Annotated in this window: 18 protein-coding genes; 15 read left to right on the forward strand and 3 right to left on the reverse strand. The window is 71.3% G+C overall.

Translation table 11 applies throughout. The features are described from left to right. Window positions 1-109: 109 nt before the first annotated feature. Together ABZU75_RS27220 and ABZU75_RS27225 are read right to left on the reverse strand one after the other, a co-directional pair. Complete coding sequence (locus tag ABZU75_RS27220) at window positions 110-1,342, reverse strand: ABC transporter substrate-binding protein (RefSeq protein ID WP_355559856.1); 1,233 nt, start codon at window positions 1,340-1,342, stop codon at window positions 110-112. A gap of 16 nt (window positions 1,343-1,358) precedes the next feature. Then, the gene (locus ABZU75_RS27225; protein ID WP_355559859.1) at window positions 1,359-2,387 is read right to left on the reverse strand and encodes an ABC transporter ATP-binding protein; all 1,029 of its coding nucleotides are present in this window, start codon (window positions 2,385-2,387) and stop codon (window positions 1,359-1,361) included. Window positions 2,388-2,537: 150 nt separating this feature from the next. On the opposite strand from ABZU75_RS27225, the gene ABZU75_RS27230 reads away from it, so the two are divergent. The 15 genes from ABZU75_RS27230 to ABZU75_RS27300 all read left to right on the forward strand — a co-directional run bounded on the left by ABZU75_RS27230 (window position 2,538) and on the right by ABZU75_RS27300 (window position 14,064). Continuing rightward, window positions 2,538-3,293: a GntR family transcriptional regulator gene (locus ABZU75_RS27230; RefSeq protein ID WP_350922812.1), complete on the forward strand. Its 756-nt coding sequence runs from the start codon at window positions 2,538-2,540 to the stop codon at window positions 3,291-3,293. Window positions 3,294-3,322: 29 nt separating this feature from the next. Beyond that, window positions 3,323-4,030, forward strand: a complete 708-nt coding sequence (locus ABZU75_RS27235; protein ID WP_350922810.1) for a cache domain-containing protein — start codon at window positions 3,323-3,325, stop codon at window positions 4,028-4,030. After that, window positions 4,020-4,367, forward strand: coding sequence for a phosphoribosyl-AMP cyclohydrolase (gene hisI / locus ABZU75_RS27240; protein WP_350965339.1), 348 nt, complete (start codon window positions 4,020-4,022; stop codon window positions 4,365-4,367). The genes ABZU75_RS27235 and hisI overlap by 11 nt, the downstream gene beginning before the upstream one ends. Continuing rightward, window positions 4,364-4,939, forward strand: coding sequence for a Trp biosynthesis-associated membrane protein (locus tag ABZU75_RS27245; RefSeq protein ID WP_355559863.1), 576 nt, complete (start codon window positions 4,364-4,366; stop codon window positions 4,937-4,939). The genes hisI and ABZU75_RS27245 overlap by 4 nt, the downstream gene beginning before the upstream one ends. A gap of 182 nt (window positions 4,940-5,121) precedes the next feature. Beyond that, window positions 5,122-5,532, forward strand: coding sequence for a DUF4190 domain-containing protein (locus ABZU75_RS27250; protein ID WP_355559866.1), 411 nt, complete (start codon window positions 5,122-5,124; stop codon window positions 5,530-5,532). 105 nt (window positions 5,533-5,637) lie between these two features. Further along, complete coding sequence (locus ABZU75_RS27255; protein WP_355559869.1) at window positions 5,638-6,096, forward strand: DUF2752 domain-containing protein; 459 nt, start codon at window positions 5,638-5,640, stop codon at window positions 6,094-6,096. A 169-nt stretch (window positions 6,097-6,265) separates the two neighbouring features. Then, complete coding sequence (trpC, locus tag ABZU75_RS27260; RefSeq protein ID WP_350922798.1) at window positions 6,266-7,075, forward strand: indole-3-glycerol phosphate synthase TrpC; 810 nt, start codon at window positions 6,266-6,268, stop codon at window positions 7,073-7,075. 78 nt (window positions 7,076-7,153) lie between these two features. After that, window positions 7,154-8,323, forward strand: coding sequence for a tryptophan synthase subunit beta (trpB, locus tag ABZU75_RS27265; protein WP_355559925.1), 1,170 nt, complete (start codon window positions 7,154-7,156; stop codon window positions 8,321-8,323). A gap of 58 nt (window positions 8,324-8,381) precedes the next feature. Continuing rightward, window positions 8,382-9,176 (forward strand): tryptophan synthase subunit alpha, encoded by a 795-nt coding sequence (gene trpA, locus ABZU75_RS27270; protein WP_355559872.1) that lies wholly within the window; start codon window positions 8,382-8,384, stop codon window positions 9,174-9,176. Window positions 9,177-9,387: 211 nt separating this feature from the next. Beyond that, the gene (locus ABZU75_RS27275; RefSeq protein ID WP_355559874.1) at window positions 9,388-9,918 is read left to right on the forward strand and encodes a MauE/DoxX family redox-associated membrane protein; all 531 of its coding nucleotides are present in this window, start codon (window positions 9,388-9,390) and stop codon (window positions 9,916-9,918) included. Next, complete coding sequence (locus ABZU75_RS27280) at window positions 9,918-10,682, forward strand: thioredoxin domain-containing protein (protein ID WP_355559877.1); 765 nt, start codon at window positions 9,918-9,920, stop codon at window positions 10,680-10,682. The genes ABZU75_RS27275 and ABZU75_RS27280 overlap by 1 nt, the downstream gene beginning before the upstream one ends. Window positions 10,683-10,708: 26 nt before the next feature. Further along, on the forward strand, window positions 10,709-11,818 hold the full coding sequence (lgt, locus tag ABZU75_RS27285) for a prolipoprotein diacylglyceryl transferase (RefSeq protein ID WP_355559880.1): 1,110 nt from the start codon (window positions 10,709-10,711) through the stop codon (window positions 11,816-11,818). Then, window positions 11,815-12,534, forward strand: a complete 720-nt coding sequence (locus tag ABZU75_RS27290; RefSeq protein WP_355559883.1) for a VIT1/CCC1 transporter family protein — start codon at window positions 11,815-11,817, stop codon at window positions 12,532-12,534. The genes lgt and ABZU75_RS27290 overlap by 4 nt, the downstream gene beginning before the upstream one ends. Next, window positions 12,531-13,370, forward strand: coding sequence for a hypothetical protein (locus tag ABZU75_RS27295; protein ID WP_350965325.1), 840 nt, complete (start codon window positions 12,531-12,533; stop codon window positions 13,368-13,370). The genes ABZU75_RS27290 and ABZU75_RS27295 overlap by 4 nt, the downstream gene beginning before the upstream one ends. Before the next feature lie 73 nt (window positions 13,371-13,443). Next, window positions 13,444-14,064, forward strand: a complete 621-nt coding sequence (locus ABZU75_RS27300) for a hypothetical protein (protein ID WP_350965323.1) — start codon at window positions 13,444-13,446, stop codon at window positions 14,062-14,064. Here the strand turns inward: ABZU75_RS27300 and ABZU75_RS27305 are convergent. Then, entirely contained in the window at window positions 14,030-15,709 is a 1,680-nt protein-coding gene (locus ABZU75_RS27305; protein ID WP_355559887.1) for a bis-aminopropyl spermidine synthase family protein, read from the reverse strand. The two genes, ABZU75_RS27300 and ABZU75_RS27305, sit on opposite strands and share 35 nt — an antisense overlap. Between the last annotated feature and the right edge of the window lie 99 nt (window positions 15,710-15,808).

Raw genomic sequence — 15,808 nt, forward strand, 5'->3', positions numbered from 1 at the left:
CCGGTTCAGGGTGGCGCCGCCCCCGGGGGGGGGGGGGTCGCGGCCGTGGTGGGGGGGGGGGGGGGGGCGCCCCCCGGGGCCCCCCCCCCACGGGTGGTTCCGGCGGGGCTCAGCCCTTGATCTCGGTCCAGGCCCTGGTCCACTCGGAGTAGTCCTTGCACGTGACGTCGGTGCGCCCGTCCAGGCACTGGGCGATGGGGGTGGTCCAGTACCAGACCTTCGAGTAGTAGTCCTCGTCGGTCGCGTGGAAGGTGTCGCAGTGCTTCGGGTCGGCGGTCAGCTCGCAGGACTTCGCGTTCGAGGGCGCCTCCCCGAAATACTCGGCGACCTGGGCGTTGGCCTGGGGTGAGATGATCCAGTCGAGCCACCGGTAGGCGCAGTTCGGGTTCTTGGCGGCGGCGGCGACCATCCAGGTGTCCGACCAGCCGGTGGCCCCCTCCTTGGGCAGCGTCACCTCGACCGGTGCCTTGTCGGCCAGGGCCACATTGGCGATGACCTGCCAGGTGGTGCCCAGCACGGAGTCACCGCTCTTGAAGGCCTGGACCTCCTTGGTGTAGTCGGACCAGTACTCGCCGATGATCTTCCTCTGCTGCTTGAGCAGGTCGACCGAGGCCTGGAACTGCCCCTCGTCCAGGGAGTACGGGTTCTTGATGCCGAGTTCGGGCCTGGTCGCCATCAGGTACAGCGCCGCGTCCGCGATGTAGATCGGGGAGTCGTAGGCGGTGATCTTCCCCGCGTACGGCGAGGCGGGATCGAACACCGCGCCCCAGGAGTCGGGTGCGGGTTTGACCTGGTCGGTGCGCCACATGAGCAGGTTGGCCCCGCGTCCGTGCGGCACGCCGTAGGCGGCCCCGCCGGCCGAGTTCCACGCCTTGTCCTTCAGGCCGGCGAAGACGTCGGCGTAGTTCGGGATCAGAGCGGTGTTGACCGGGGCGACGGTCCCGCCGGCGATCAGCCGCAGCGAGGCGTCTCCCGAGGCGGAGACCGCGTCGTACTCGCCGGTCTTCATGAGGTTGACCATCTCGTCGGAGGTACCGGCGGTTTTGGAGTTGACCTGGCAGCCGGTGGCCTTCTCGAACGGGGTGACCCAGTCGACCTTGGGGTCGTTGCTCCCGTCCTCGACGTATCCGGCCCAGTTGACCAGGTTGACCTGCCCCTCTCCCGGGCCCAGCGACTGCAGCGCCTCGATCTTGGGCGGGGTGAAGCCGGTCTGGCCGGGGGCGGCGGCGGAGGCGCCAGGTGCGGGCGCGGAGCCGGTGCCGCAGGCGGTGACGGTGGCCAGGGCGAGCGCGGAGAGGACGACCGCGCTGTGCCGGGTGACAATCCGGGGGGTGGACCGCATGGGATGACGACCTTTCTTACGGGACGATCGCGAACTCGTGCCGGCGGTGCCAGATGAGCCGGACCCTGGTGCCACGCAGGCCCATCACGTCCATTGACGAGACCTGCAGGTTCTGCTGGAGTGCGATGAGCCGCCCGCCCGCGTCGAGCTCGACCACGAACCGGGTCGCGGGGCCCGCGTAGACGACCTCGGCGACGGTGCCCGTCGCGCTGTGCTCCGTGCCCTCGACCGTCTCGTCGAGGCCGGCGAGGCGCAGCTTCTCCGGGCGCACGCTGAACGTGCCCTCCCGGCCGAGCACCGCCTGCGCGGCCTGGCCGGAGATCAGGTTGGAGGTGCCGACGAACCCCGCGACGAACGTGCTCGCGGGCCTCTCGTAGATCTCGGCCGGGGTGCCGACCTGCTCGATCCGCCCCCGGTCGAACACCGCCACCCGGTCGCTCATGGTCAGCGCCTCCTCCTGGTCGTGGGTGACGAACAGGAAGGTGATGCCGACCTCGCGCTGGATCGACTTGAGCTCGACCTGCATCTCCTCACGGAGCTTGAGGTCCAGTGCGCCGAGCGGCTCGTCGAGCAGGAGCACCCGGGGACGGTTGACCAGGGCGCGGGCCAGGGCGACCCGCTGCCGCTGGCCGCCGGAGAGCTGGTTCGGCCTGCGCCGCTCCATGCCCTCCAGCCGGACCGAGGCCAGCGCGGCCAGTGCGCGCTCGCGCCGCTCGGCCCGGGGGACCCGCTTGACCCGCAGGCCGTACTCCACGTTGTCCGCCACGTTCATGTGCGGGAACAGCGCGTAGTCCTGGAAGACCGTGTTGACGTCGCGCTCGAAGGGGGCGAGCCGGGTGACGTCGACCCCGCCGAGCTCGACGGTGCCCGCGCTGGGCGTCTCGAAGCCGGCGATCATCCGCAGCACCGTCGTCTTGCCCGAGCCCGAGGGGCCGAGCATGGCGAAGAACTCGCCGTCGGCGATGTCGAGGTCGACGCCGGTGACCGCGTCCACGGCCCCGAAACTCTTGCGGAGGCCGGTCAACCTCACCGCTGGGTCTGACATGACCGAAAACATATGAGGTTAGATGTTTGATGGCAAGAGCCGTTCGGACATCACCGTCGAGGGGACGCGGAGTGAGATCCTCGCGGCGGTGCCGGCCGCGCGCGGGCGGCACTCGGGGGACCCCGGACGGGACCCCAGGTGGGAGACTGTATGACCGTCGAAGGCGAGGGAGGGCGCATGGGCATGGCAGACATCTCCGGTGGTGCCCGTCTGGCCGCGTTCGCGCCGGTCGACAGCACCGCGCGGGTCGACGCCGTGGTCAGGCGGCTCACCGACGCCATAGTGCTCGGCCTGGTGGCCGACGGCGAGCAGTTGCCCAGCGAGGCGGAGCTCGCCGCGCAGCTGGGCGTGTCCACGGTCACGCTGCGGGAGGCCCTGATGGCCCTGCGCCAGCAGGGCATGGTCGAGACGCGGCGGGGGCGCGGAGGCGGTAGCTTCGTGCGGGCCCCGCGTGAGGCTCCCCGGGCACTCGATCGACTGTGCGCCTTCACCGCGGAGGAACTCCGCGACCTGGGCGACCACTACGCGGCCATCGCCGGGGCCGCCGCGAGGCTGGCCGCGCAGCGGGCACTGCCGGAGGACATCGCGCCGCTCCGCCGCACGCTGCAGGAGATGGCCGGCTCCCGCGACCAGGCCCACCTGCGCAGGCTGCACGGGCGTTTCCACATCGAGGTGGCCGCGGCCTCCCAGTCGGCACGACTCACTCAGGAAGAGATCAGGTTACAGGCTGACATCGGACCATTGCTCTGGTCCGCTCACGGGGGAGACGATGGAACGTCGGCTCGGCACCACGCCATCGCCGAGGCCATCCACCGCGGAGACGACGACCACGCCAGGCTCCTGGCGGAGCGGCACGTGCTCGACGCGATGGAACACCTCATCGAGCTGCGTCTGCGGGAGCCGTGATCGTCGGATGCCTGGGGCGGATGGATCAAGTGAGTGAACACGGTGCGCTGCTGGCGCCCGGCGGCGCGGCCGAGGCGGCCGTAGCCGTCGGCGGCATCGTCGAGGATGTCTTCGAGGGGCTTCACCAGGTGCGCGACGCCGTGGTCGGGCTTGTGGGCACCGCGCCGGTGCGCGGCGACCTGGCCGCGCTGCGCCCGCTGCTCTTTCCCCGGCTGGGCGGGCTGATCTCCGGCATCGGGTTCATCGCCGCGCCCGGCCTGCTCATCGACGCGCCCTGGTATCTGGAGTGGTGGCAGGAGGGCGCCTCGGGGGAGCCCGTGCAGCTGCTCCGGGACATGGACCCCTCCAGCAGCGCCTTCTACGACTACACGCACTGGGACTGGTTCGCCGGTCCGCGCTCCGGTGCCGAGCACACTCTCACCGGCCCGTACGTGGATTTCCTCTGCAGCACCGAGTACTCCCTGACCCTGTCGGTGCCCGTGCTGAAGGGCGGGGAGTTCATCGGCGTGGCGGCGGCCGACGTGTTCGTGCGCCGCTTCGAGGTCGCCGTCTCGCCACTGCTCCGCAGGGTGGGAGGACCGGCCTTCCTGGTGAACGCGCACGGCAGGGTGGTGGCCTCCACCACCGCCAGATGGCTCGCCGGGTCGGTCTTCAGGGGAGCCCCCGGTCTGCTCGCTAGGCCATGCCGGACGCTACCCCTCTCCCTGGTTGCGGCACAATTGCCGCATGCCCCTTGACCCTGCCATCGCGGCCCGGCTGAAGCGCACCACCGACGGGCTGGTTCCCGCCGTCGTCCAGCAGTACGACACCGGCGAGGTGCTCATGCTCGCCTGGATGGACGACGAGGCGCTGCATCGCACGCTCACCACCGGCAGGGCCACCTACTGGTCACGCAGCAGAGGGTCCTACTGGGTGAAAGGTGACACCTCAGGTCACGTCCAGCACGTCAAGTCCGCCGCGCTCGACTGTGACGGCGACACCATCCTGCTCAGGGTCGACCAGGTGGGGGCCGCCTGCCACACGGGCGATCGGACCTGCTTCGACGCCGACGAGCTGGTGGTGACCCGGGCGTGACGGCCAAGCGGGAGCTGTGGACCTGGCTGGCGGCCTGCGTGGCCGGCGCCGCGCTCGTGCTGCTCGCCGCCGGGCGCGACTGGTTCACCGTGACGTACGGCACCCGCGAGGTGGCGGTCCCCGCCGCGGAACTGGCCCCCGCGCTGGGGCCCGCGGCCTGGGCGGCACTCGCCGCGGTGGTCGCCGTGCTCGCGACGGCAGGCGTGTGGCGCAGGGTCGTCGGCGTGGTGATGGCGCTCTGCGGGGCCGGGGTGGTGGCCGCCTCCTGGTGGGGGAGCGGCGCGAGCGCCGCGCTGCGGATCTCCGCGGAGCAGGCGCCGGTGGTCGTGGACTCCGTGCCGCGGGTCGCCTCGGCCGTCGTCTGGCCGATCATCGCCTCCGCAGGGGGGCTGCTCCTGCTGGCCGGGGGAGTGACGGCCCTCCTGCGGGGCGGCCGATGGCCGGGCATGTCCGATCGCTACAACCGCCAGGGCTCCGCCCCCGCCGAGAGCGCCCCCAGCGAGCGGGCACTGTGGGACGCCCTCGACGAGGGCACCGACCCGACGGTCGATCAGGACCCCCGGGAGCGCTGACCTCGGCGGAAACGAGGCCTCCGCGCGCTCGGTGCGTTCTCCTCGATCCCGCGGTCCGAGATCCGAGGTCCGGGGGGTGTGCGCCCCGGCTACGACTTGCTTACAGGGGCGCCCGGATTCCTTCGGCCCGGGAGTGTTTTCGCTAGGATTTCGCCCGCAACTTAGATAAATGGGAGTCATTCATGAGCTATGGCAATCAGCCGGGTGGTTACGGGCAACCCCCGGGAGGCGGTGGCTATGGCTCTCCGGGTGGTTACGGTTCGTCCGGTGGTTACGGCCCGCCGCCCGGTGGCGGTTACGACGCCTACGGCGGTTACGGCGCGCCGCCTCCCCGGGGTAACAACGGCATGGCCATCGCTGCGCTGATCATGGGGATCGCGGGGCTGTTCGTCTGCGGCCTCACCTCGATCGTGGGCGTGGTGCTGGGCCACATCTCGCTGGGGCAGATCAAGCGGACGGGCGAGGAGGGGCGGGGCATGGCCATCGCCGGCCTGGTCCTGTCCTACTTCGGGATCGCGTGCTGGCTGGCGGTGCTGGCCTGGCTGATCGCGGTCGGCGCCATCGTCGGCAGTGCCTCCCTGACGGGTGTCTGACCTGACGGGTGTCTGACCTGACGGGTGTCTGACCTGACGGGTGTCGACCTGACGGTCGCCTGAGGCGGGTCCGCGTCCGGCGCGAGTAGGGTGGCCGGTGAGGGGGTGCCGACGGCCGTGCTCATGGGGAAGATCGCTGGTTCACGCGCGCGGGCCGTGCTGGCGCCGCTCGGTACCGCGCTGGTGGCGGGTGCCGCGGTCGCGTTCGTCGGGGCGGTCGATCCGAACGAGCCCGGTCACTACCCGACCTGCCCGTTCCTCATGCTCACCGGTCTGTACTGCCCCGGCTGCGGCGGCCTGCGGGCCGTGCACGCGCTCGTGCACGGCGATCCGGTGACGGCGCTGGGGCTCAACCCGCTCGTCACCCTCATGGTCCCGGTGCTGGTCGTGCTCTGGGGTCGCTGGGCGCTGCGTGCCTGGTGGGGCGGTCGGTCCGGGAGAGAATCGGGTGGGCCGCCCGTGGCGAAATCCATACGTCCGGCCTATGCCTGGTTATTTCTTGCTTTAATGATCGTGTTTTGGATAGTACGAAATCTCCCTTTTGGGGAATTCTTGGGCCCATAGTCGCCTTTGTGCTTCACCCAGTGGCGGGGCGACCCCGGCCGGGCCGATAGCATCGGCGGGACAAGGGCAGTCGATCGGGAGGGGCCTTACTCGTGAGCGAGCGGAGCGAGCGAACCACGGACACGGCAGCGTTCGCGAACCTGGCCTCTGAACTTCGCGGGGAGGGCAAATGAGCGTGCTTGAGGAGATCCTCGAAGGAGTCCGCGCCGACCTGGCCGAGCGGCAGGAGAAGGTGACGCTGGCCGAGCTCAAGGAGCGGGCCGGGCGGGCGCCCGCCCCCCGTGACGCCTACGCGGCGCTGGGCGGCGACCAGGTGGCGGTCATCGCCGAGGTCAAGCGTTCCAGCCCGTCCAAGGGCGCGATGGCCGCGATCGCCGACCCCGCCGCGCTGGCCGGCGACTATGAGTCGGGCGGTGCCCACGTCATCAGCGTGCTCACCGAGCGACGCCGCTTCGGCGGCAGCCTGGACGACCTGGCCGCCGTGCGCGCCGTCGTCGACATCCCGGTGCTGCGCAAGGACTTCATCGTCACCTCGTACCAGCTCTGGGAGGCCCGCGCCTACGGCGCCGACCTGGCGCTGCTGATCGTGGCGGCGCTCGACCAGAACGCGCTGGTCTCGCTCATCGAGCGGGCCGAGTCGATCGGGCTGACCCCGCTGGTCGAGGTGCACACCGAGGAGGAGCTCGACCGGGCGCTCACCGCCGGAGCCAAGATCATCGGTATCAACGCGCGGAACCTCAAGACGCTTGAGGTGGACCGCGACGTGTTCGCCAAGCTCGCCCCCAAGGTTCCCGACGGGATCATCAAGATCGCCGAGTCGGGCGTGCGTGGCCCCCATGACCTGCTCGCCTACGCCAGGGCGGGCGCCGACGCCGTCCTGGTCGGCGAGAGCCTGGTGACCGGCAAGGATCCGCGGGCCGCCGTGGTCGACCTGGTCACCGCCGGTGCCCACCCCGCATCCCGACCCGAGGGGCAGTAAGCAGTGACAACGCACGAAGGAACCGTCCTCACCGCCGCGGACCTCGCCGGGAACGGCCTCCACGGCAACGACCCGGACATCCACGGCAAGTTCGGCGTCTTCGGCGGCCGCTACGTGCCCGAGGCGCTCATCCCGGCTCTGGACGAGGTCGCGGCGGAGTACGACAAGGCGAAGAGCGACGTGGCGTTCCTTCGGGAGTTCGACCACCTGCTGCGCACCTACGCCGGGCGGCCGACCACGCTGACCGAGGTGCCCCGCTTCGCCGAGCAGGCGGGGGGCGCCCGGATCATCCTCAAGCGCGAGGACCTGACCCACACCGGTGCCCACAAGATCAACAACGTGCTCGGCCAGGCCCTGCTGACCAAGCGCCTGGGCAAGACGCGGGTGATCGCCGAGACCGGCGCCGGCCAGCACGGCGTCGCCACCGCGACCGCCGCCGCCCTGATGGGCCTGGAGTGCGTGATCTACATGGGGGCCGTCGACTGCGAGCGTCAGGCGCTCAACGTCGCCCGCATGAAGCTGCTCGGCGCCACGGTCGTCCCGGTCACCAACGGCAGCCAGACCCTCAAGGACGCCATCAACGAGGCCTTCCGCGACTGGGTCGCCAACGTCGACCGCACCCACTACCTCTTCGGCACCATCGCCGGGCCGCACCCGTTCCCGGAGATCGTCCGCGACTTCGCCCGCATCATCGGCGTCGAGGCCCGCCGTCAGATGCTGGAGCTCACCGGCGGGCTGCCCGACGCGGTCGCCGCGGCGGTCGGCGGCGGTTCCAACGCGATCGGCATCTTCCACGCCTTCCTCGGGGACACAGGCGTCCGGCTGCACGGCTACGAGGCGGGCGGCCGGGGCCTGGAGAGCGGCGAGCACGCGCTCACCCTCACCGCGGGCTCCGTCGGGGTGCTGCACGGCTCGCGCACCTACGTGCTGCAGGACGAGGAGGGCCAGACCGTCGAGTCGCACTCGATCTCGGCCGGGCTCGACTACCCGGGCGTCGGCCCCGAGCACGCCTGGCTCAAGGACACCGGCCGCGCCACCTACCACGGCATCACCGATGCCGAGGCGATGGAGGCCTTCTCGCTGCTCGCCCGCACCGAGGGCATCATCCCCGCGATCGAGTCCTCGCACGCGCTCGCCGGAGCCCTCAAGCTCGGTCGCGAGATGGGTCCCGAGGCGACGATCCTGGTCAACCTCTCGGGGCGGGGCGACAAGGACATGGGCACCGCGATGAAGTACTTCAACCTCTGACTACCGACTTGCCTCCCCTCCGGTGTGCCGGAGGGGACGAACCGCAACGGAAACCACGATGACGACTCTTCAGACGGTGTTCGCCAAGGCCAAGGCGGACGACCGCGCCGCCCTCATCGGATATCTCCCCGCTGGGTTCCCCAGCAAGGAGGGCGCGATCGCCGTCGCCACCGCCATGGTGGACGCCGGCTGCGACGTGATCGAGATCGGCCTGCCCTACTCCGATCCCCTCATGGACGGCCCGACGATCCAGGACGCCGTGCACCGGGCGCTGACCAACGGCACCCGCATCGCCGACGTGCTGCGCACCGTCGAGGGCGTGGCCAAGACCGGTGCCGCCACCCTGGTCATGACGTACTGGAACCCGATCGACCGCTACGGCGCCGACCGCTTCGCCCGTGACCTGGCGAACGCGGGCGGGGTGGGCACCATCACACCCGACCTGACCCCCGAGGAGGCCGGGCCCTGGCGCGAGGCCAGTGCCGGGGCCGGGATCGACACGGTCTTCCTGGTCGCGCCCAGCTCCACCGAGGCCCGTATCAAGGCGGTCGTCGACAGCTGCACCGGCTTCGTCTACGCGGCCTCGCTGATGGGCGTCACCGGTGCCCGTGACTCGGTCGGCGCGGCCGCGCAGGGCCTGGTCGAGCGCACCCGCTCGCACACCTCCCTTCCGGTCTGCGTCGGCCTGGGCGTCGGCACCGGCAGGCAGGCCGCCGAGGTGGCGGGTTACGCCGACGGCGTCATCGTGGGGTCGGCGTTCATCCGCCGCGTTCTCGACGCGCCGGACGAGGCCTCGGGGCTGGCGTCGGTCCGTGAGCTGGGCGCCGAGCTGGCGGCGGGTGTCCGCGGCTGACGAGCCCGTTCGAGAGCGGCTCCCTTACTCGAAGAAAGGGGCCGCTCCCGCTTCCGTGCCTGCCAGGCAGGCTTATTCGATGCTTATCAGGCTCGTGATGAGGTTTTCCTCGAATACCTGGCATTCGCCGAAGACGTCTGTGGCCGGGGCTTGGAATAGGAGAATGGTGCTCGTGACCTCTGATAACCCCGCGCCCAATAGGTCGCGTATCGTGATTTCGGCGCTACCCTGGGTAACGACCGTCTCGCGGCTGGTGCTGGCGGGAGTGCTGATCGTCGCGGGTTGGGGCAAGATCGGCACTCCGGTGCTCTCGGTTCAGGCGGTCGAGGCATACGATCTGCTCCCCAAATCGCTCGCCACGGCGGTCGGCTACGGCCTGCCGATCCTGGAGATCGTCGTGGGGTTGTTGCTGGTCGTCGGGCTGCTCACCCGAGCGGCGGGTGTCATCTCGGCGCTGCTTATGCTGGCGTTCGTCATCGGCATCGCCTCGGCGTGGGCGCGCGGGCTGCGCATCGACTGCGGCTGCTTCGGCGGTGGCGGTCAGCTGGCGGCCGGGGTGGAGCCCGACTACCTCATCGACATCCTGCGTGACTTCGGTCTCTTCGGACTCGGCGCGTTCGTCGCGGTCTTCCCCCCGGGCCGCTTCGCGCTGGACTCCGCGCTTGGGCTCACCCCGGGCGAGGAGTCGTACGAGGACGTCGAGAGCGATGACGAGGAGCTCCAGGAGAAGGAGGCTTACTGATGGGCAAGGCCGCGCGGGAGCAGTCGGCGCGTGATCGGATCAAGGCGCAGCGCGAAGAGCAGATGCGGAGGGACAAGCGAAAGCGTGTGGCGACCATCGTGACCGTGGCCGTCGTCGCGATCGCCGCCGTCGGCGGTGGCTGGTGGTTCGCCGCCCAGAGCAGCAAGTCCGAGCAGGTCGGAGCCTCGCTCGCGCCGATCACCGTCGCCGGGGACGGTTCGGTGGTCATGGCCAGAGCGGGTGTGGAGAAGCCGGTCCTGGACGTCTTCGAGGACTTCCAGTGCCCCGCCTGCAGGGCGCTGGAGGAGACCAGCGGCCCAACGATCAAGAACCTGGCGGCCGAGGGCAAGGCCAAGGTGGTCTACCACCCGATCACGATCTTCCAGGAACAGACCAACAAGGGGATCACCCGGGCCAACTCGCTGCGCGCCGCGTCGGCGATCCGCTGCATCCCCGGGGGCGCCCCGTGGATCGCCTTCCACGACAAGCTGTTCAAGGAGCAGCCCTCGGAGCTCGTGGAGGGTTTCAAGATCCCTGACCTGATCGCCTGGGGCAAGGACGCCGGGGTGACCGATCCCGGCTTCGAGGCGTGCGTGACCAGCCAGGAGAAGGCGCCCGCGCACATCGCCTACAGCACCAAGGTCATGGAGTCCCAGAAGCTCACGGGCACCCCGACGCTGAAGCTCAACGGCGTCGAGTTGGCCACGGACGTGGCTTTCAAGCCGGCCGAGCTACGCCAGGCCGTTCTTGATGCCGCCAAGTAGCCCGGGACACGGTAACGTCACCTGACATGCCCCTCGCCTCGATTCCCAGCCCCTCCCAGGGGGTCTGGTATCTGTTCGGCGTGGTCCCCATCCGGGCCTACGCACTGTGCATCGTGCTCGGCGTCGTCGTCGCGGTAGTCATCGGCGAGCGCCGCTGGCGTGCCCGCGGCGGTGAGCCGGGGACGATCGTGGATCTCGCCGTCTGGGCCGTGCCGTTCGGCCTGGTCGGTGGACGCCTCTATCACGTCATCACCGACTGGCAGCTCTACTTCGGGCCGGACGCACCCAACGAGCCGATCGAGGCGCTGTTCATCTGGAACGGCGGCCTGGGCATCTGGGGTGCCGTCGCACTGGGTGGAGTGGGTGTCTGGCTGGGGTGCCGCAACAGGGGCATCTCCCTGTCCGCGGTGGCCGACACCGTCGCCCCCGGGATCGCGGTGGCCCAGGCCATCGGCCGCTGGGGCAACTACTTCAACCAGGAGCTGTTCGGCAGCCCCACCGACCTGCCGTGGGGTCTGGAGATCGACCCCGACCGGCCGGGCACGGTGCCGGGCGAGGCCACCTACCACCCGGCGTTCCTGTACGAGTCGATCTGGGACCTGGGCCTGGCGCTGGTTCTCATCTGGGCAGGGCGCAAATTCGCGCTCCGCCACGCCCGCCTGTTCGCGCTCTACGTCGCCGGCTACACCGTGGGCCGCTTCTGGATCGAGGGGCTGCGGGTCGACAGCGCCCACCACATCCTCGGCCTGCGGCTCAACCAGTGGACCTCGATCATCCTGTTCATCGGGGCGCTGGCCTACTTCTGGTACGCCAGGAACAAGAGCAACGCCGAGCAGGTCCGTCCGCTGCCCGATCCGGCCGCCGAGCCCGTGCAGGGCGAGACAGCCGGCGCGGACAAGGGCGAGGCCGGGGCCGACACCGATGCCGAGCCGGTCATCACCCCGGCCGCCTCGGACGGGGAGGACACCGCCGACCCGGCTCACCCGTCCGGCCTGGCCGACCCCGACGAGAGCGGCGGCACGGCGAAGGAGGACGGTGAGCCGCGGCTCATCTCCGGCACGCTCACGGCCGACGACTCGGTCGATCCGGCCCACCCGTCCGACCTGGCCGACCAGGAGGAGAAAGGATCCCGGTGAGCGGCGGCGACTCGGGGGGCCGCGCCGAGATGCACCACCGGCATCGCGACGTCAACGGCGGCTGGCTGCGGCCGTCGGTGTTCGGCGCGATGGACGGCCTCGTCTCGAACTTCGCCCTGATCGCCGGTGTCGCCGGCGGCACCGCCAGCACCACGGTCATCGTGCTGGCCGGGGTCGCGGGGCTGGCGGCGGGCGCGTTCTCCATGGCCGGGGGTGAGTACGTCTCGGTGGCCAGCCAGCGGGAACTCGCCCTGGCCGAGATCGACGTCGAGCGGCGCGAGCTTGAACGCCACCCCGAGGCCGAGCAGCAGGAGCTCGCCAAGCTCTACGAGGACCGGGGCGTCGAGCCCGCCGTGGCGGCCGAGGTGGCCCGGCAGATCTCGATGGACCCCGACCGGGCGCTCGAGGTGCACACCCAGGCCGAGCTGGGGGTCACCGCCCAGGACCTGCCCTCGCCCAGGATCGCCGCGATCTCCTCGTTCCTGTCGTTCGGCGTGGGCGCGCTCCTGCCGCTCCTGCCGTACCTGCTCGGGGTCACCAGCCTGGTGACCTCGGCGGTGATCTCCTGCCTGGCCCTGTTCGGCGCGGGCGCGCTGGTCTCCCGGGTCACCGCGCGCAGCTGGTGGTACAGCGGGCTGCGCCAGCTCCTCGTCGGCGCGGTCGCCGCGGCCCTGACCTTCGGCCTGGGCACCCTCCTGGGAGGGGTCGGACTGTGACCCCTCCGGCCGGCCCGCCCGCCACACCCGCGCGCAAGCGCCGCCGCACCTCCGCCAGGGCGCGGACCGAGGACATCACCCGGCTGGACGAGTGGGGGCTGACCCGGCCCCAGCAGCGGCTGCTGATGATCTTCGGGGCGGTGGCGGGCGTGCTGGTCGCCGCGGTCGCCCTCACCCTCGCGATCTCCGCGATCGGCAACGACTTCGTGCCCGAACGGGCCACCGCCTCGGTCATCGGCACCGAGCCGAGGCCCGACGTCTACAAGGGCTGGCCCTCCTCCAAGGTGTTCGCCCCGATCGCGCAGAGCAAGGCCGACCCCAAGCCGCTGACGGTCAAGGACCTCTTCGCCACCAGGACCCTCAAGGAGGGCAGGGTCACGCTGAGGCTGGCGGCCACCCGCCTGGAGGCCGGCTGTGCGATGGCGACCTGGGGGCAGGGGCTCGCCGACCTGCTCGCCCAGGGCGGGTGCACCCAGGTGGCCAGGGGCCTGTACGTCAGCGCGGACGGCCGCTACGTCGCCCAGTACACCCTGTTCAACCTCCGCGACACCGCCTCGGCCGACACGCTGGTGAACACGCTGACCACTCTGCACCGAGGCGGCTGGGTCCGGCCGCTCCAGGCGGGCAAGGCCGTCTTCCCCGCCGGGGGTCACACCGAGTCCAGCGGGCACGCCATGGGGCACTACGCGGGCCTGGTCTGGATCGGCAGGACCGACGGCGCCGATCCCGGGCCGAAGGACGACTTCGTCTCGCTGGCTCTGACGGTCCGCGGCGTGGAGAAGGCGATCTTCCGCCGCATCGTCGCCGCCTCCCCCGCGCCCGCCCCGTCCAAATAGTCCCCGCCGTCCCCGTGTCCGCCCCGGCTCAGTGGTCCCTGGCGTCCCGCCTGTCGAAGTAAGCTCTTTCCCCATGCGCAAGTGGATCGCCGTCACCGTCGCCGTGCTGGTCGTGGTCGCCGGGGTGGCGGCCTTCCTCCTGCTGGGGGGCAGGCCCGACCCGCGCGCCGCCGTCCTTCGCGCGGAGCCCAGTACGGCCCACTACGCGCCCATCGCGACCCGCGCCCTCGACCCCCAGCCGCTGACCGTCGCCGAGATGTTCCCCGGCCCCTCGGTGTCGGCGGGCACGACCAGGCTCGCGCTCAAGACCACCGAGACCCTCGCCGACTGCGCCGAGGCGGCCTGGGGGAGCGCGCTGGACGCGCTTGACGGGTGCACGCAGGTGCTGCGGGCCCGCTACGAGACCGAGGACGGCGAGGTCTCCGGCCAGTTCCTGATTTTCAACCTCGCGGACTCCGCCGCCGCGGACAGACTCGTGGCGGCGCTCAGGAGCGACGGTTTCGTCCGGCCCGCTCCCGACACGCCCGAGGGTTTCGACGGCTCACGCAGCTGGGCACAGGCCCGTGCCCTGGGGCACTACGCCACGGTGAGCTGGGTCGCCCCGGTGGTCGAGGGGGGTCAGGTGGATCTCACCTACCCGCAGGTCGCCGTGGACGGCCTCAGCCTGGCGATCCAGCGCCGGCTGGTGCGCTGAGGGAGCTCTCCACCGCGGCCCGGAGCTCCAGTAGCCGGTGGGCGGGCAGTTCGAGGACCGTGACGTCGTCCGCCCACGGGGCGACGGCGGCGATGACCGCCCTGGCCTGCTTCTTCGTCAACTCGCCCCTGACCTTGATCAGGGCCTCGCGCCAGGTGTTGGCGAGCTTGCCGTGCGCGTTGTCCAGGACGCGGCGCAGGATCCGGGCTGTGTCGTCCTGGTGAGGTGTCGTCCGTACGGCGCGTACGGACGCGCCCTCGACGGTGAGGTCGTAGACGGGGGCGAGCAGGTCGGCGGGGAGGTTTCCGGGGGCCGCGGCCAGGGTGACCCGGACCTCCCCGGCGCGGGTGGCCAGCAGCAGCCGGGGCAGCGCGGCCTCCAGCCCGGCCGGTACGGAGATCGCCACCCTGGCCGGGGCACTGGCGTAGGGTTTGGCCAGCCAGGTCGCCAGGCGCGCCCTGGGGGCTCTGGGCAGCACGTCGCGGGGCCACTCGCCCACCAGCACCTCCGGGATGAACCCGCCCTCGAAACCGGCTGCGAAGGCCACCGTGGAGTCCACAGTGGAGCTCACAGCGGAGCCCACAGTGGACTCCACGGACTGGGGACCCTGCGTGTAGATGGCGGTGCCGGAGGAGTCGGTACGGGCGGCCGCGGCCGGCCAGGTCCTCGTGGTGGGGCGCAGGACGTACAGGTCGGCGGCCGAGCCGATGGCCTCGGCGCCGAGGTAGCGGTTGAAGTCGGGGTAGATCGCCTCGTTGACCAGGTTGAGCTGGGACAGGGCCTGCTGCACCTTGAGGGCGAGCGCGGGGGTGCGCTCGCTCGCGCCGTACGCCAGCATGATCCGGCCCTGCTCGCGGTCGCGCAGCCCCTCCGCGCAGCGGGCGACGAACAGTCCGACCCCCTCGGGGGTGTAGGGCGGGTCGGTGATCGCCAGATCGGCCCAGGCCTGGGTGGAGGCGGGCAGTCCCAGGCGCAGGTCGGCCCAGCGGGTCCGCACGGCCAGCCCGAGCCGGTCGGCCTGGCCGGCGATGTAGGCCAGGATGCGCTCGTCGACGTCGACGACCGTCACCTCGACGCCGGGGTGCAGCATCGCGGTGGCCAGCGAGGTCAGGTCGTGGTCGCCCACGCACAGCAGCCGGGCGCCGTCCAGCCAGAACCGGGCGTCCAGCAGCAGTGCCCGCCGGACCACGGTGTCGCCGGTCGCGGCGACGTGGTCCAGCGTGTGGCGGCCCCGGGGGGCCTTGGCGATCAGCTCGTCCATCCGCGCGACCAGTTCCGCCCGGTCGGAAAGGAGGTGCGCCACCGGGTCGGCCGGTGCGAGGGTGCTCACCTCCTGCCCGGCCCAGTGGGCGGGAAGCCTGAAGCGGTCGCCGGAGCGTTCCAGCTCCCCGTCCACCTCGCGCAGCAGCGCCTCGATGGTCCGCCGCGACGTCGCGGTCCGCCTGACCAGGTCGGCGAGAGTCCACCAGCGGCCGTCGCCCAGCGCGGCCAGCGCGATCCTCAGCCGCCTGCCGTCGACGCCCAGCCGGGCGACGAGCGCCCTGACCCCCACGTGGGCGGCCGGGCCGCCTGGCACCTCCGACACGCCCGGGGTGTGCGCGGTTCCGGTGTGGTCGCCCGATTCGGCGGGGGCGCTCGGTTCCATTCGGCCACCTTAAAGCCCGGACCTGGAATGTCGTGCCATCAGCGCGTGTTAAACAAACCGGGCGAATCTGCGCCAAATCGGTGTGACCTGACCGGGTAG

Origin of the sequence: Streptosporangium sp. NPDC005286 (assembly GCF_040607515.1) — a bacterium.
GTDB lineage: Bacteria > Actinomycetota > Actinomycetes > Streptosporangiales > Streptosporangiaceae > Streptosporangium.

Bases quoted from the DNA above. Each gene is read 5' to 3' on its own strand.
- ABZU75_RS27225 (WP_355559859.1), bottom strand. From the start codon at position 2,387: ATGTCAGACCCAGCGGTGAGGTTGACCGGCCTCCGCAAGAGTTTCGGG.
- ABZU75_RS27250 (WP_355559866.1), top strand. From the start codon at position 5,122: ATGAGCTATGGCAATCAGCCGGGTGGTTACGGGCAACCCCCGGGAGGC.
- lgt (WP_355559880.1), top strand. From the start codon at position 10,709: ATGCCCCTCGCCTCGATTCCCAGCCCCTCCCAGGGGGTCTGGTATCTG.
- trpA (WP_355559872.1), top strand. From the start codon at position 8,382: ATGACGACTCTTCAGACGGTGTTCGCCAAGGCCAAGGCGGACGACCGC.
- ABZU75_RS27305 (WP_355559887.1), bottom strand. From the start codon at position 15,709: ATGGAACCGAGCGCCCCCGCCGAATCGGGCGACCACACCGGAACCGCG.
- ABZU75_RS27300 (WP_350965323.1), top strand. From the start codon at position 13,444: ATGCGCAAGTGGATCGCCGTCACCGTCGCCGTGCTGGTCGTGGTCGCC.
- ABZU75_RS27230 (WP_350922812.1), top strand. From the start codon at position 2,538: ATGACCGTCGAAGGCGAGGGAGGGCGCATGGGCATGGCAGACATCTCC.
- ABZU75_RS27280 (WP_355559877.1), top strand. From the start codon at position 9,918: ATGGGCAAGGCCGCGCGGGAGCAGTCGGCGCGTGATCGGATCAAGGCG.
- trpC (WP_350922798.1), top strand. From the start codon at position 6,266: ATGAGCGTGCTTGAGGAGATCCTCGAAGGAGTCCGCGCCGACCTGGCC.
- ABZU75_RS27220 (WP_355559856.1), bottom strand. From the start codon at position 1,342: ATGCGGTCCACCCCCCGGATTGTCACCCGGCACAGCGCGGTCGTCCTC.
- hisI (WP_350965339.1), top strand. From the start codon at position 4,020: ATGCCCCTTGACCCTGCCATCGCGGCCCGGCTGAAGCGCACCACCGAC.